The sequence below is a fragment of the Mesorhizobium sp. M1227 genome, assembly GCF_040318315.1.
Lineage (GTDB): Bacteria > Pseudomonadota > Alphaproteobacteria > Rhizobiales > Rhizobiaceae > Mesorhizobium.
Genome location: NZ_JAMYLZ010000062.1, coordinates 1 through 14,644, shown reverse-complemented (window position 1 = coordinate 14,644; position 14,644 = coordinate 1). Strand labels below are relative to the sequence as shown.

16 protein-coding genes are annotated in these 14,644 nt (G+C 58.9%); 5 read left to right on the top strand and 11 right to left on the bottom strand.

Translation table 11 applies throughout. The annotated features are described in order from the left end of the window. From NKH28_RS32930 to gspG, 5 genes are all read left to right on the top strand, one after another. Positions 1–800 (top strand): RHS repeat-associated core domain-containing protein (locus NKH28_RS32930; protein ID WP_352542977.1); only part of this gene is annotated, 800 nt, incomplete at its 5' end. A gap of 594 nt (positions 801–1,394) precedes the next feature. Further along, complete coding sequence (locus NKH28_RS32925; protein ID WP_352981325.1) at positions 1,395–2,309, top strand: hypothetical protein; 915 nt, start codon at positions 1,395–1,397, stop codon at positions 2,307–2,309. Positions 2,310–2,373: 64 nt separating this feature from the next. Beyond that, on the top strand, positions 2,374–4,500 hold the full coding sequence (gspD, locus tag NKH28_RS32920) for a type II secretion system secretin GspD (RefSeq protein WP_352981324.1): 2,127 nt from the start codon (positions 2,374–2,376) through the stop codon (positions 4,498–4,500). After that, a complete protein-coding gene (locus NKH28_RS32915) occupies positions 4,500–4,997 on the top strand; it encodes a prepilin peptidase (protein ID WP_352981323.1) in 498 nt (165 codons plus the stop codon). Before gspD ends, NKH28_RS32915 begins: the two co-directional genes overlap by 1 nt. After that, the gene (gspG, locus tag NKH28_RS32910; protein WP_352981322.1) at positions 4,994–5,452 is read left to right on the top strand and encodes a type II secretion system major pseudopilin GspG; all 459 of its coding nucleotides are present in this window, start codon (positions 4,994–4,996) and stop codon (positions 5,450–5,452) included. The genes NKH28_RS32915 and gspG overlap by 4 nt, the downstream gene beginning before the upstream one ends. 23 nt (positions 5,453–5,475) lie before the next feature. Here the strand turns inward: gspG and NKH28_RS32905 are convergent, their stop codons facing one another. The 11 genes from NKH28_RS32905 to NKH28_RS32855 all read right to left on the bottom strand — a co-directional run. Then, complete coding sequence (locus tag NKH28_RS32905) at positions 5,476–6,069, bottom strand: hypothetical protein (protein WP_352981326.1); 594 nt, start codon at positions 6,067–6,069, stop codon at positions 5,476–5,478. Between the two features lie 128 nt (positions 6,070–6,197). Then, positions 6,198–6,581, bottom strand: a complete 384-nt coding sequence (locus NKH28_RS32900; RefSeq protein WP_352981321.1) for a PulJ/GspJ family protein — start codon at positions 6,579–6,581, stop codon at positions 6,198–6,200. After that, positions 6,578–7,051, bottom strand: coding sequence for a GspH/FimT family pseudopilin (locus tag NKH28_RS32895; RefSeq protein ID WP_352981320.1), 474 nt, complete (start codon positions 7,049–7,051; stop codon positions 6,578–6,580). The genes NKH28_RS32900 and NKH28_RS32895 overlap by 4 nt, the downstream gene beginning before the upstream one ends. Then, complete coding sequence (locus tag NKH28_RS32890; RefSeq protein ID WP_352981319.1) at positions 7,048–8,265, bottom strand: type II secretion system F family protein; 1,218 nt, start codon at positions 8,263–8,265, stop codon at positions 7,048–7,050. Before NKH28_RS32890 ends, NKH28_RS32895 begins: the two co-directional genes overlap by 4 nt. Next, positions 8,265–9,908 (bottom strand): GspE/PulE family protein, encoded by a 1,644-nt coding sequence (locus tag NKH28_RS32885; protein ID WP_352981318.1) that lies wholly within the window; start codon positions 9,906–9,908, stop codon positions 8,265–8,267. The genes NKH28_RS32890 and NKH28_RS32885 overlap by 1 nt, the downstream gene beginning before the upstream one ends. Continuing rightward, on the bottom strand, positions 9,905–10,819 hold the full coding sequence (locus tag NKH28_RS32880) for a hypothetical protein (protein ID WP_352981317.1): 915 nt from the start codon (positions 10,817–10,819) through the stop codon (positions 9,905–9,907). The genes NKH28_RS32885 and NKH28_RS32880 overlap by 4 nt, the downstream gene beginning before the upstream one ends. Next, complete coding sequence (locus NKH28_RS32875; protein WP_352542881.1) at positions 10,816–11,361, bottom strand: hypothetical protein; 546 nt, start codon at positions 11,359–11,361, stop codon at positions 10,816–10,818. Before NKH28_RS32875 ends, NKH28_RS32880 begins: the two co-directional genes overlap by 4 nt. Further along, the gene (gspM, locus tag NKH28_RS32870; protein WP_352542882.1) at positions 11,358–11,957 is read right to left on the bottom strand and encodes a type II secretion system protein GspM; all 600 of its coding nucleotides are present in this window, start codon (positions 11,955–11,957) and stop codon (positions 11,358–11,360) included. Before gspM ends, NKH28_RS32875 begins: the two co-directional genes overlap by 4 nt. 2 nt (positions 11,958–11,959) lie before the next feature. Further along, complete coding sequence (locus NKH28_RS32865) at positions 11,960–13,003, bottom strand: PilN domain-containing protein (RefSeq protein ID WP_352542883.1); 1,044 nt, start codon at positions 13,001–13,003, stop codon at positions 11,960–11,962. A 340-nt stretch (positions 13,004–13,343) separates the two neighbouring features. Beyond that, a complete protein-coding gene (locus NKH28_RS32860) occupies positions 13,344–13,742 on the bottom strand; it encodes a hypothetical protein (protein WP_352981316.1) in 399 nt (132 codons plus the stop codon). Between the two features lie 51 nt (positions 13,743–13,793). Continuing rightward, positions 13,794–14,644 (bottom strand): RHS repeat-associated core domain-containing protein (locus NKH28_RS32855; protein WP_352981315.1); only part of this gene is annotated, 851 nt, incomplete at its 5' end.

Sequence of the window (14,644 nt, the reverse complement as noted above, 5' to 3'; positions counted from 1 at the left end):
AGACGCAGAAGAGCTACATCGGCGAGCGCTTCGATCCCGAGACCGGGCTGCTCTACCTCAACGCACGCTACATGGATCCAGTGCTCGGCAGGTTCATCTCGCCTGATGATTGGGATCCGACCAAACCTGGCGTCGGGACAAACCGGTATGCCTATGCTCAGAACGATCCCGTCAACAAGAGTGACCAGAATGGACATGAGTCATCAGTATCAAGTGATGGCAAAAGCGTTTCAATTGATCCCGAGGACAAAGATCAACCAACTGTTACCATACCAAACTCATTAAAAGACTCAGGAATAACTAAGGGAACAACTGTAGCCGGTTCATCGAAAGCTAAAAACAACGGCGTAAAAAAAACCGACTTTTTCTTCCATACATACAAAGCAAGAACCAAAACAACATTCAAGGGAAAAGAAAAACTAGCTGCTATAGGAACAAAGATTCGAAACAACCCTGTGCCGTCCGCCTATTCACGCCCAGCAACGAAAGACGGAACTCCAAATGTTGCTTTAGATGTGTTCGGAATTCCAATGGAATTTATGGTCGATAGCTCTGTCATAAAATCACCAAATCCTGATAAATACTCGGATATCACCGTTAATTATACGGTCCCAGGGGAGCATATGTTGGAAGAAGGTTATGTCATGAGCTATGCAGTTAGAGATAAAGATGATAGCATCTCCGTAGTTTCGTACGGTGAAGGTAATTCGGCCTTTCAGGCCCCACAGCTCGGACTTGATCAAGCTGCGGTCCCTACGTGGGAAAACTACCAAACGGAAATTATCGGGGGGCTGAAATGAAAGCGCGAGCTCTCAAGGTGATGTCTATTGCCATTCTCATAGTGGCCATACCTCACGTATTTTTTAGACCGCTTGCGAGCATGAGCGATCTGGCTTTAATACAGTTATTTATATGTGCTATCCTCTATGTATATATTATGTTGAACATATTGGGTGACAAATTATATGAAAAGAACGTGGTATTCTATATTGTCGTTTGTCTAATACCTACATTATACCCCTATGAGAACACATTTTTGATAGCTGGCAGCATATATGGATTTATTGTTCTTTTTATTTTTCCTATATCTCTCTTTTTTATACTGAGGTCCATCCGAATCGAATTACGATGATGGTGCGCTTTTTGCTGCCCAACTGCCAGGCTCTGTGCTCGGATCGATCGAATTACGGTGACAGTGCATTTTTTGCCATGCTTGCACGGCTGTCGTTGTCCGTAGACTGACCGCATGTCTCGCCTCGCCCGCATAAGCGGCGGCCGGCACTTATAATGTCGGCCAGCTCACCACGGCCACTCAAGCCAACAAGTATGACGGCTTCGGCAAGCTCGCCCGCCAGGACGTCACCATCGGCACGCTGACCCACACCACGACCAATGTGCGCGATGCCTCCGGCCAGACGCTGCGCACCCAGTATCTGCCGGTGCAGCTCGACTTCGGCACGCTGGCCGCCCCGCTGCAATACACCGCCGCCAACAAGCTGCTCTCGGCTTCAGGCTTCATCACCTCGACCATCTACGAGACCGACGGCCAGACGAAAGAGATCACCTATGCTAACGGTGTAAAAACGTCCTTCACCTATTCGCCGACCCGCCGCTGGGTCACCCGCGTCACCACGGCAAGGGGCGCGACAATCCTGCTCGACGATCAGTATGCCCGCGATCTCATCGGCCGCATCACCGGCACGACGGGGCTGACGGCTTCAGACAGCTGGACCTATGGCTACGACAAGGCCGACCGGCTGACCTCGAGCGACAATCTCGGCAACAACACGCTCGACGAGACGTTTGTCTATGCCGCCAACGACAATCTGACCTCGCGCACCCGGGTTGCTGGGACCTATGTCTATCCCGCGGCGAGTGCCGCTCGTCCGCACGCGCCAACAGCGGTCGGCGCCAAGACGCTCACCTATGATGCCAATGGCAACATGGTCTCCGACGGCACCAGGACGCTCGCCTGGGACGAGGCCAACCGGCTGAAGACGGTCACCCAAGCCGCCAACACCGTGTCGCTGTTCTACGGCCCGGACGGCGCGCGGGCGAAAAAGACCTCGTCCTTCGCCAGCACGCTCTATCCCGACGCGTCCGTCGAGATCGATCCGGCGACACCGGGCGCGGAAATCTACACCCGCTATCCCCATCCCGACATCAAGATGACCGGCACCACCAAAGCCTTCCTGCATCGCGATCACCTGGCTTCGGTGCGCATGGTCACTCTCCAAAATCGCACGCGGTCTCCGCCTGACGCCAGCTTACTGCCCTCTTCGATCCACCTGTGGACAGACGCGAAATAACGCCAGCAATTCCAGCGCCCATCCCCAAGAAGCCCTAGGCTAAAGCTTAGGGGAATCGGGCGGAATGTCGATCAATCTGAGTAATTGCGTCGCGCTAAGCATGCTGCTCGCATGCGCAGGCTGCACGTCTCCGTCAGGCAAGGATTTTTTCACCGAAACCGTCGATAGCCTGCATGCTAAAAACTCCCCTCTGCGGGCGGGATATAACGCTTCCCATCCCTTAACTGCGGCAGGTGAAGCCCAGCGCTTCTCCGGTGCGCAGTATCAGGGCTCCGGTAATTTCGTCTCCTCTGGCGCGCCAATCGCCCAAGTAACGGCCGATGGTTCTGGTCAATTCGAGCTCAATCTGGTCAACGCACCCGTTGCGCAAGCGGCGAAAGCCGTGCTTGGAGACGCGCTGCATCTCAACTACATCGTCGATCCGCGCGTGCAGGGGACGGTGACGCTGCAGACGTCGCAACCTGTATCGCAGGATGCACTGGTCGATATCCTGGAATCCGCACTTGCCGTAAACAATGCCGGTATCACCCAACGCGCCGGCACGTACCAGATCGTTCCGCTGTCCGACATCATGTCCAGCACCCCGTCGGTCAGCGTGCCGTCGGTTTCGCCTTCCGGCCCTGGCATCAAGGTGCAGGTGCTGCAGCTGCAATACATCGCGGCTGACGAAATGAAGACCATCCTCGAGCCGATCACGCGACAAGGCTCAGTGCTCAGGGTCGATTCCACCCGCAACCTGATCACAGTCGCCGGCAACAACAGCGATCTCGATGCCATTCGCGAAGCGGTTTCGGTGTTCGACGTCGACTGGATGCGCGGCATGTCGGTCGCCCTTCATCCCCTGAAAACCTCAAAGCCTGAAGCAGTTGCCTCAGAGCTCGATTCGATCTTCGGCACCAAGAACGGCCCTGGCGCCAAGATCATCCAATTCATTCCCAACGACAGGCTGAATTCGGTGCTGGTGATCACCTCGCGCCCGGCCTATCTCAGCCGCGCCGCGGTGTGGATCGGCAAGCTCGACAAGCTGGCCGAGACCAACGAGGACCAGCTCTTCGTCTACGACATTCAAAACCGCCCGGCCAAGGAACTGGCTGCGGTGCTGAGCTCCGTGCTCGGCACTTCGGTCAAGACCGAGGGCGAGATGGCCGGCGCGAACGTGTCGCCCGACATGACGCCGATCGCCTTGCAGTCCGATGGCGTGACGCCTGTGCCATTGACCGGCCCGTCCCCGTCGCTGGCCTTGGCGCCGGACGAACAGCCACCCACCCACGCCAAGGTCGTGGCTGATGTCGAGAACAATGCGCTGCTGATACAGACCACGGCACGCGACTATGATCGCATCCAGCATATCCTGACCAAGCTCGACGTTTTGCCGACGCAAGTGATGCTGGAGGCGGTGATTGCCGAAGTGACGCTGAACGACGAGCTGAAATTCGGGCTTCGCTGGTTCTTCGAAAACAATGGTATGAAGATCTCGCTGTCCGACGTGGCCAGCGGTTTCACCGGCGCGACCTTTCCCGGTTTTGGGTGGACCTACGCGACCGACAACATCCAGGTCACGCTGAACGCGCTCGCCAGCATCACCGACGTCAATGTGATATCGGCGCCGACCATCATGGCGCTCAACAATCAGAAGGCAATCCTGCAGGTTGGCGACCAGGTGCCGATCATCACACAGCAGGCTGTGGGAACATCGAGCGCTGACGCGCCGATCGTCAATTCGGTCGAGATGAAGGATACCGGCGTCATTCTCACAGTCACGCCGCGCATCAATAATGCCGGCCGCGTGATGCTCGATATCAGCCAAGAGGTCAGCAACGTTACCAAGACGACCAGCTCCGGCATCGATTCCCCAACTATCCAGCAGCGCAAGATCCAGACCCGCGTGCTGGTCAATGACGGCGAGAGCCTGGCGCTCGGCGGCCTTATCCAGGAACGCAACAATGTCGATCGCGGCCAGGTGCCGATCCTCGGCGACATCCCGATCATCGGCAACGCCTTCAAGCACAAGAGCGACAGTGTCGGGCGAACCGAGCTGATCATTTTCATTCGACCACGCGTCATCCGCGACATTAGCGAGGCGCGCCAGGTCACGGATGAATTCCGCGGCAAGATCAGCCTGCAGACGCCGATCCAGCAGCGCCGCGGCGGAACCCCTCTGCAACAGAATCTCAAACGACTGAAATACTGATGGGCGCCCACTTGTCTCTCGTTCTGATTGCGACGATCGCTCTGACGGCAATCCTCGTCGCCATTTCAGCCGCGGATTTCCGAAGGCTGATCATTCCCGATGAACTCAATTTGGCGCTGGCCGGAGCGGGCCTTGCCTTCCAGATGACGACGCATGCGGACCAGCTTCTGAGCCAAATGTTATTCGCAGTTGCAACCCTATCTGCTGTCTGGCTCATCCGCCGTGGCCATCTGGCAATGACCGGCCGGATCGGGCTTGGGCTCGGCGACGTCAAAATGCTTGGCGCCGCCGCGTGCTGGATCAGCCCTCTGCTTCTGCCGGTCATGCTGTTCATAGCGAGCGCAAGCGCTCTGCTGTTCATCGGCGGTCAGGTGGTCGCGGTGGGACCGTCGGCTGCAAAGGCTCGCGCCCCCTTCGGGCCGTTCATCGCTGCGGGTCTCGGCTGCACATGGATGCTGGAACAATTTGCAGGTTGGAACATGGGACTACTCCAATGACTTCTCTCCGTTTCATTCGACCAAGCAGCAAATGCCGCCGTGAATGCGAAAACCATGAAAGCGGCTTTACGCTGGTCGAGCTTCTGGTCGTGCTTGCCATCATCGCGCTGATCGCTACGCTCGCTGCCCCGCAGGTTCTGCGCTATCTCGGCTCGGCCAGGACCAATGCGGCCAAGGCGCAAATTCGCAACATCGAAAGCGCCCTCGAACTCTACTATGTTGATAACGCCAAGTATCCGACTTCGGAGGAAGGCCTCTCTGCGCTGGTGACGGCGCCTGCCGGTGAAGAGCGCTGGAACGGGCCGTACCTCAAGGGGACCACCGGGCTGAACGATCCCTGGGGGAAACCTTATGCCTACGAGGTGAAGGCCGATGCGAGCGGTGTGTTGATCCGCACCTTCGGCCGCGACAGCAAGCCGGACGGCAGCGGCGAAGATCAGGACATCACCAACTGACCGACATTCCGGATCGTAGATAGTCAGTTCGTGGGCTGCGCTTGGATATCTGCCAACTCGAGGCGCGCAAAGCCTGCGGATGAGTAGGCTGCGCCGTCCCGATCGACCGAGATTGTGAACCGCACAGCGGCCGGCAGGCGCCACTGGGCGCTCCACGTGTCCGACCACAAAGACGCTCCTGGCGAGCCGTCGAGATACTCGAATTTTATGGCGGTCACACCGGCAATCAGTCGTACGGATTGGCTGTCGGATGAATTGCTGTTTTCGCTGCCGCGGCGTGGTTTTTGTACGATGGTCAGGGTGTCTTCGGCGTGTTCCTCGCTTGCAAGGGAAACGGCGATTTCCCGCAGTGCTGAAGACCTGAAGCCGATCGCCTGAACGCCGTTGAATTCGATTCGGCCCGGCTCACCGCTGAGGTAGATCACATTCTCGGGCGAGGATTTCGATAGCGGCAGCGGCTCTGCACGGCTGATCGCCGTTTCGAGAAACCGCGAGGCAGCGTCGACCTCCATCTGCATCTCGGTTGCCTTCTCGATGCGCATTATCGTGCGGGCTTGTCCGAGAAAGACAATCATCAGCGACGAAATCACGCCGACCAGGGCAAGCCCAACCAGCACGTCGATCAATGCAAATCCCTCGACCGACGCCGATGGCGCGCGAGTTCCACCCAGGCGGAACCATTCGAAGCTGGGCTTGAGGACGGGAAACCCTGGGAGCCACTGTCCACAACTATCCGATGAGCGGCTCATTGAGAGTTCGTATCCTGGACGGGAACAAACGTCAGAAACGGCTCGCCACGCCCGGCACCAGCGGCGCCGGTTCTCTCAATGATAATCGCTGTTAGTTTCGCGTTCGATATCTCAATCGTGCGGGTTTTCAGGCTCCAGCCGGGCTGCGCGGGATCGGAGGCGGTTGAATTCGATCCGAGACCAGCTTGGTGATCGGCCAGCATCTCGCGAACCGCGCGAGCGGCTTCGACCTGTGCCTTGGCAACCGCGATGCTGCGGCTCGCCATCACGATCGACTGGCTTGCTATGCCAAGCACAAGCGCCAGGATCGTCATCGCGACGATCATCTCCAGGATCGAAAACCCGTCTTCATCGGAATCTGGGGCTGCCTGCGAGATCATGGCAGTTTCTGCCAAGTCGCCAGCCCGGTCAGCCAGTTCACCTCGATGCGTACCGTCTGGCCTTTTCGTTGCAGATCGATGTCCACCCCCGAAGCGCTGCCGTCCGGCAGGAATGTCAAAGCCGCCTGCCGATCCGCAGCCACAGTTTCCAGGCCCGTTGTTACAGTCATCTCGACGTCTTCGGGCAGGACGAGCGTGTCTCGATCATCGAAGCGGATCGCGCCGGCACGAGGATCGATGACTATCTGTTTCGGCCTGGCCGTGGCGAGTGCAGACGTGCGTGACAGGCGCAGTCGCGTGGTGATCTCGCTCGTCAAGGTCTCCAGGTTCCTGGTTCGATAATTTCTGGCGATGCCCGGAGCTGCAATGGCCGCGACGACAGCCATGATCGCCAGCACCACCAGCATCTCGACCAGAGTGAACCCGGCCCTCGTGTTCTCTCGTTGACAGATAGGAGGCGCGGCCGTCATTTCAGGGCCAGATCGTTGATGCTGAGGATCGTCGTCATCACTGAAATGACAAGGCTGCCGACGAGAAAGCCGAGCGAAATCGTCAACGCCGGCGTCAACAGTTTCAGCACGGCGTCGATCCGCCGTGTCAGCGCGGCCTGGAGCATCTTTCCGGCGCGATCCAGCACGACGGGAAGCGCGTTCGCATCTTCGCCGAGCGAGATAAGCGACATCGTCGCATTGTCGAAAATGCCGGCCTTGATGATCGCACTATGAAGGCGGGCGCCATTGGCCACGTCGTCTTCGATCGCAGTAAAACTTGCCCATAGTGAACTCTGCCGGGTGACATTCGCCGACAGGCCAAGCGCTTCGGTCATCGCCACCCCGTTGCCGAGAAGAAGGGACAAAGTCTCAAGATAGCGCGCTATCACCGTTTCCTTGACCAACTGCCCGATTAACGGAATTCTCAGCAGCCAGCGCGACAACAACGCCTTCGCCCCCGCCGACCGCGAAAGAAAGAGATAGAAGAGCAAAGCAACGGTTGCCGCGAGCGGGAACACGAAGGGATAGTCGGTGAAGACCGTGCCGAGCCCGGAAAGCATCTTCATGGTGAACGGTTTTGCTGCCGACGAGCCTTCGAAGATCGGCTCCAGCGCAGGCACAAGCACCGTGGCCAGAATGACCAGCGCCCCGCTCATCGCGACCAGAAGAAATGCCGGGTAAGTCAGGGCCTCGATAATCGCGGCATGACGCTTTGCCTTTGCTTCGAATGTATCGGCCAGCCTTTGGCAGATGAATGCCATCTTGCCGCTGCGTTCGCCGCTGGCGAGCAAGGCCGCAACGTCGGATGTGATCCACGGCAGGCTGCCAAAGGCTTCCGCAATCGGGCGGCCGCCGGTCGTGAGGTCGAGCACGGACTGCAATTGCTGGCGTCGGGTACGGTTGCCTTCGCCCGAAATCACCGCGCTCAAGGCGCGATCGACGGTGAAACCCGCGTTCAAGAGCACCGAAAGCTCGGAGAAGAGACGGTCGAGATCGACCCGTCGTGTAAATGTCAGCGCGCCGCGTCCCGGCAGCCGAATGAATTGCTTTGCTCTGCCTACGGGAGCGAGATGATAGGACCGACGTCCCTGTTGCGCCAGTTTGCGGGCAGCATCTTGTTTGGTCGACGCGTCGAGAACGCCGCTCTCCCGAGTTCCATCGACAAGATAGGCACGATAGGCAAAGGCCGGCATCAACCGCCTCCGTTGAGGTCGATGACGCGCCGGACTTCTTCCATTGTCGTCACTTGCGATTGCGCCAGCGCCTTTGCATGGACCGCCATCGGAACGAGATCGTCTTCCGCTGCAACCCTGCCGATTTCCATTTCGCCGGCGCCCTGGTCGATAAGCTCGGCGATGCGCGGCGACACCTGCAGCATTTCGTAGGTCACTGTACGGCCGCTGTAGCCAGAACCATTGCAGGTGCGGCAGGTGCAACCTGTTTGATCCGTCCCATGGCAAGCCGGACAGACGCGGCGCAGCAACCGTTGCGCGATGACGCCTCGGACAGTCGCCCCGAGCAGATAGCCGTCGATGCCCATGTCGCGAAGGCGCGTCAGCGCTCCGGCCGCACTGTTGGTGTGCAGTGTCGAAAATACCAAGTGGCCGGTCAAAGCCGCCTGGACCGCGACTTGCGCCGTCTCGCGGTCGCGAATTTCGCCAAGCAGGATGATGTCGGGATCCTGCCTAAGGATCGAACGGAGTGCTGCGGCAAAATCGAGGTCGATCGCCGGATTGACCTGGAGCTGCGTAATGCCCGCCATCCGGTACTCGACTGGGTCCTCGACGGTGAAGATCTTGACGTCCGGCCGCGAGCGTTCGGCGAGGATCGAATAGAGTGTGGTCGTCTTGCCGCTGCCGGTCGGCCCGGTGATCAGCACGATGCCGTTGGCGGATTGCGACATGCTTCTGATCTTGGCCTGTGCGGCATCGTCGAAGCCGAGTTTTGTCAGCCGCAGCTCGACGCCGGCGCGGTCGAGAATCCTGAGCACGATGGCTTCACCGTGAATGGACGGAATGACCGAGACGCGAAGGTCTATATCCCGGCCACGCACCGCAATGCGCATCCGTCCATCCTGCGGCAGCCGCCGTTCGGCGATATTGAGCCGCGACAGGATTTTTATGCGCGTCGAAATGCCGGAGAGCATCGCCGTAGATGCCGTATCGACGGTGGACAGCATGCCGTCATGCCTGAAGCGGATGCGGACGTGATCCTCGAGCGGTTCGATGTGGATATCGGTGGCTCTCGCGTCGACCGCCTTGTGGATCGTGTCGGCGACAAAGCGGACGATCGGCGCCTCACGGGCAAAGTCCTTCAACCGTTCGAGATCATCAGGGCCGAAATCCGAAGAGGCTGCACCGTCTACATCAGATAACACAGCTCCCTTGGCGGACTGCTCGATCCGGTCGATGCATTCGGCAATCACCCGCCTTGGCAGTACTCTGAGCGCCGGTGTCCGCTCACAGTGAAAGGCCAGCGCATCGATCATAGCCGACGAGAACGGATCGGCGACGGCGACAACCAGTTGTTGTGCATCAATCGCTAAGGGAAGGATCGCGTTCTCACGGAGATAGTTCAGCGGAACGCCTGAGAACAGCTCAGGATTGAACTGCTCCGGAATGTCGACGGGCGACGGCAGGTTCATGAAGCGACTAAGATTATCGGCGAGCTCCTGTTCGCCAATCAGCCCGAGTTCGGTCATCACCGTGTCGAACGGATGCCCCGATGTCTTCGACGCGCCCAAAGCGCGTTGGGTTGCATGCGCGCTCAGCACTTTCTCGGTTTCGAGAAAAGCAAGAAATGCCTCGACGCCGGAGGTCCGGATGGCCGGGTTCATGACGCCCATCCCCTCAGGATCTGCGCTGCCGCAGTTCCGAAAAGCGCGTCGCAATCTCTGGAGTATGTCGTCGCAGCGAGGTCGGTGATCTCCGCGGCGGGAGTTCGTGAAAGACGCCGAAAGCCCGCCGCGCTGGCCGGGAATTTCTCGACGATAAATCCCGCTTGGCCTGCAATTCCCGATCCATCCCGCCTCGCTGTCACTTCGACCGAATAGGCTGGAGCGTCACCAGCCTCTTGCGTTGTCGAGGCGCCACTCCCGGATGCGCCGGCAAGCACGGTTCGGAGGCGGCTCGGGGCGTGATCGAGGCTGAGCGTGCCGCGCTTCGAAAAAACCGTGAAGACATCATGGAGATCATGCAGCGGCGTCGAAGCAAGGGCGGAAAACTCCTGCAATTCGGAGACGGATTCGAACGGCGCCTGCTTGTTTTGAGCCGGCCCGACCGAAGTTGTAGGCTCGGCGGCCTGCGCGGCGAAAGCATTGATGCTGCCCCGGAATTGGATAGCGGCTTCGGCCAGTTCTTCGGACGTCTGCCGATCGAAACCGAGCGAGGCAAAACCCAGCGACAGCAGATAAGCATCCGCGGCATTGAGATCGATCAGCCCGCTATGGTCCTGTATCCGGACATCGAAGGTGAATTCCCCCGACCGGCAGGCTGTCGGCGTGGAGTTCGGCGGCAGCTTTTCCGTCGCAAAACCGTCGGCCAACTCGCTCGAAACCACATTGGCCAGGCCTTCGGCCAGCAGCGAGAGCCGCTCCTGCTCGACCTCATTGTTGGCGATCATCAACCTTGTCTTTGCCGTCACGGCAAAGGGAACCACGATGGCGGAGACGATCAGCATGAAGACCAGCAACGCGACGAGCGAAAAGCCGGCGCTCGTGCTTTCGTCGTCAAAACGATCGCCACTCATTGGCCAACGCTCCCGACAGGCTGGCCATCCTGGACTGAAGGATAAAGCGAGATACGGGTGACCTTGCCGTCCCGCTCCAGTACGGCCTGGTTTTTGTCGATAGCGGAAAGCGTCCAGCCATCGACGATCTCGCCGTTGCCATACCAGACAGCCGCATCGGCCCCCGCGATCCGCAGCAGTGCCTTCGCCGCTCCGCCGTGAATGCTGATCCCCAGAAGCGATGGCGCAACTATTGGCGCAAGATTCTGCGGCGGTGGTTGCTCGATGGCCACGGAGGCGACTTCGACTGGCTGCGGCGCGACCGGTTCGGGTGCGAATTTTCTGCGCGTTGGGCTGAATAGCGGCCGTTCGAAGGTCTCGCCGAAATCGCCCGCGTCGGGAATCTGAAGCGATCCTCCGGGGGCGGGCATCGTTCCTCCGTCGCGCCCCTTTGCCGAAGCGATCGGCGCTATATCGACTGGCGTATCGTAAAGTTCGACATTTACCAGGACGAGACCCGCAATCATCGCTATCACGAAAAATGCCGCGAATTTCCCGGTCATGGTTTCGCCCCACTGGGCGTAGAGGCCGCTTTCGTCTGCAGCGGTCCGTAAAACAGGATCTCGGCGGAAAGCTCCGTGTCTCCCGTTCGGCCGGCCGCTGCTCCGATATCAGTGGCTCGCAAGGTGGCTTCACGAATGAACAGCACCGGGAGCGAGGTTTCGATCGCGAGCACGGCGTTGTGGATGCCTTCCAGCGGCCCCGACAGATTGACCCGCAGCCCGATGAAATCGACGCCGCCTTCGTTCAGCACCGGGGCGTTGCCGGCCGACAGCACGCTGACCCCATTGGCGGCGGCGATCGCGTTCAGCCGCGTCTGCAGCCCGCCGCGAATGATGGCTTCGCTTTCGCCGGTGAGGAATTCGGGAGTGGCCGCTTCCACCGGGCTGGCGTCGCTGTCGAGGCGCTTTGCCAGCGCCGCCATGTTTTGCAGCTGGCCCAGCAGCTCGCGCTTTTCCTCGATCCCGGCCCGCGCCGAGGCGACGCTGTCGAACGCCGCGAACACCAGCCAGGCACACAGACACGCGGCCACCGCCGCAAGCGCCAGCGCGATCAGGCGGCGCAGCGGCGGGCTGGTGTTGAGGATGGCGGAGAGCATCGTCAGAGCGCTCCGATCTTGGCCGAAATGGTGAAATGTTCGCCGTCCTGTCCGGGCACCTTGACCACGGGTGCGGCAAATTCCGGCGCCGAAAACAGCGGCGAGGCATCGATCGGCTGGATCAGTTCGGCCGCCGACGTGGAAAAGCCGGTGATGGTCAGATCGTCGCCCTTGGCGGAGAGATCGGTCAGCCAGGCCGTATCGGGAAGCAGATGCGTGAGTTCGGCCCAGACCCGCACCAGCGACGCAGTCGTCTTTTTCTTCTGGCGGATTTTCTCGACCCGCTCGATGCCGGCCTGGCGCTTCTGCAGCGAGGCGCGCGCGGTTTTGGCCAACACCTGCGCATGGGCAATCTGAGCGTCGAGTTCGCCGTCGGCCTGCCATATCAGCCAATGCGCGTGGGCGAAGGTGATGAGCAGGGCCGCGGCCAGCGCCGAACAGGCCGCGATCCATGCGCGACGCTTGCGCCGATCTCGCGCCGTTGGCGGCCAGATACTGGCCAGGCTGAGCGGATCGGCGCGCAGCGTCTCTTCAGGCTGCGACAGCGACAGGCTGAGGACCGAGTCGCCGGCGCGACGCACCGCGTCCAGCACCGCGGCAAGAGTCTTGGCCTTGATGACATGGTAGGCGCTGTCCTGCCCGGCAGGCCTGGCGAAGACGACATGCACCTGCGCCGGGTCGAGCGGCGTCGTGGCCAGAAGGTCGAGTTCGGCCATGTCGCGCGCCTGCCGAACCGGCAGCCGCCGCGGCGCCAGCTGCCGGGTCAGGAACAGGCCGGGCTGGATCACGACATCGAAGCGCGGCCGCCTGACGCGGCGCCCGCCCTGCAACAGCGCCAGGATCTCGTCCGAAGACGCGGTCAGCGCCAGCGGGATCGACTGAAACTCCGGCGCCCCGGCCTCGCGCACGCGAATGCCGTCATCCGCCAGGCTGACGATCCAGTGGCCGCTGGAAGCTTGCTTTTGTTTCGGTGAAAGCCGTGCCCCCCGCAGCTCCTCGAGCCACCAGTCCCGGAAATCCAGACATTGCGCGCCAAGTCCCGCCACGACCCACCCCGCCCCGGCTGATTCTAAGCCGAGGTCTTCCCGGCTGAGATTACAGGGGCTGGTGTGACGGGGATATCAGCGAAGGCACGGAGAGCGGATTAGCCACAGCTTTTGTTGGTTGCATTTTAGTGACACTGACAGACATCAGGCACCATCCGCGGATGCCACATCGGCTAGCCGTCAAACCCCGTTGCCACGCTGTGTGGCGTGACGCGGCAAGACCGGGGACGACGATGCGGGCAAGGGGAGTTATGCAGTCAGTCTAAATAAAACCCCAGCCAAACATAGAAAGTGCATCGTCACCCACATCAATTAATTTAAATGATGTTATTCAGCAAAGCTATTTATCTAAGGATGTATAGCTATCGAAGTACCATTCTCCGTCAATACGAACGAAAACAATATTTTCGAAATCATCTCCGATACGTTTTCCTGAAAAATCAAGGTATATTACTTTGGCTTTTATAGTTGCTTTATGATCATTTACGGATACGTCTATTTTTTGAAAATCCGATGGGTAAAATCCGTTTCTTTTGACAAAGTCTTCAAAAATTTTGACACTACCCCCGTTCCCTTTCTTAAGGTTCGGTGACATCAGACTCCAAACCCGCTCAATGTCCTGCTTTTTCCAGGCGCTTGCGTAATTTTCAAATGCGGCTACCACGCTTGCTTCATCTGCTCTTAAATCAGATCCCATAGCTGTTTCTAAGAATGGCAATAAAATAGTCAGAAAGGACACAACTAATACCCTGAACAAGACCCTCATTGTGAATCCCCAAACAATAATTTATCATCTTTGGTCGGTGCTGTGATCATTTGTATTTTGTCCGTTGCCGCCCTCGTGGTCGTCAGGACTCCCATCATTGTCTGAGCTTTCCTTATTATTGTCTTTTTCTTTGGCTCTCTCTTCATCAATTTTATCGCGCAGCGCCCGAAGGGCTGCGGGTTTGTCGCGCTCAGTAGCAGAGTTAAACGTGCGTATCTCTAGTTCAATTTTCGAAAACGGGATAGCCTTGCCGTTCAAGCTGAGGACAGATTTTGCCCCAACAAGGCTGTCATAGGTGGCATGCGCCATCGCGTTAGCCCCGTCAATATTGTTGTAGGTTTTGTCTGGGGCGTGGCCTGCCGACAGATGCCCAAATCTCGCACCGTAGCCCCTATGAGACACGGAATCCTGCTGGGCATGAAGAAATGTGCCCAAATCCTCAGGCCGGCGTGACTGCGTAAAGGCGTCGTAAAGTTCTTGTCGCCGCTGTGCGTTGGTAAAATGGAAATTCTCACGTGCGGTGACGGCAGCGCCGTATGGTTGCATTCCCATAGGAGAAGTTTCTGGGTTGTCATCCACATTCTGATCGGCTGCCGCGATTTGCGCCGAGACATTGTCGGGAATTCCCGCTGCCCGTGATAGTTGCTCGGTTAGATCTCTATGGACATCTGCCTCATAGTTCCCGCTCGGATCGCTTTTATTCACTGGGTCGTTGCCGGCATAGGCATATCTGTTCGTCCCGACACCCGCCATAGTTGGGTCCATGATGTCCGGCGAGATGAACCTGCCGAGCACTGGATCCATGTAGCGTGCGTTGAGGTAGAGCAGCCCGGTCTCGGGATCGAAGCGCTCGCCGATGTAGCTCTTCTGCGTCT

What these genes read in the sequence shown, in the direction of transcription:
- NKH28_RS32875 (WP_352542881.1), bottom strand. Translation starts at nt 11,361, where the DNA reads ATGACCGGGAAATTCGCGGCATTTTTCGTGATAGCGATGATTGCGGGT.
- gspD (WP_352981324.1), top strand. Translation starts at nt 2,374, where the DNA reads ATGTCGATCAATCTGAGTAATTGCGTCGCGCTAAGCATGCTGCTCGCA.
- NKH28_RS32885 (WP_352981318.1), bottom strand. Translation starts at nt 9,908, where the DNA reads ATGAACCCGGCCATCCGGACCTCCGGCGTCGAGGCATTTCTTGCTTTT.
- gspG (WP_352981322.1), top strand. Translation starts at nt 4,994, where the DNA reads ATGACTTCTCTCCGTTTCATTCGACCAAGCAGCAAATGCCGCCGTGAA.
- NKH28_RS32895 (WP_352981320.1), bottom strand. Translation starts at nt 7,051, where the DNA reads ATGACGGCCGCGCCTCCTATCTGTCAACGAGAGAACACGAGGGCCGGG.
- NKH28_RS32890 (WP_352981319.1), bottom strand. Translation starts at nt 8,265, where the DNA reads ATGCCGGCCTTTGCCTATCGTGCCTATCTTGTCGATGGAACTCGGGAG.
- NKH28_RS32880 (WP_352981317.1), bottom strand. Translation starts at nt 10,819, where the DNA reads ATGAGTGGCGATCGTTTTGACGACGAAAGCACGAGCGCCGGCTTTTCG.
- gspM (WP_352542882.1), bottom strand. Translation starts at nt 11,957, where the DNA reads ATGCTCTCCGCCATCCTCAACACCAGCCCGCCGCTGCGCCGCCTGATC.
- NKH28_RS32915 (WP_352981323.1), top strand. Translation starts at nt 4,500, where the DNA reads ATGGGCGCCCACTTGTCTCTCGTTCTGATTGCGACGATCGCTCTGACG.
- NKH28_RS32900 (WP_352981321.1), bottom strand. Translation starts at nt 6,581, where the DNA reads ATGATCTCGCAGGCAGCCCCAGATTCCGATGAAGACGGGTTTTCGATC.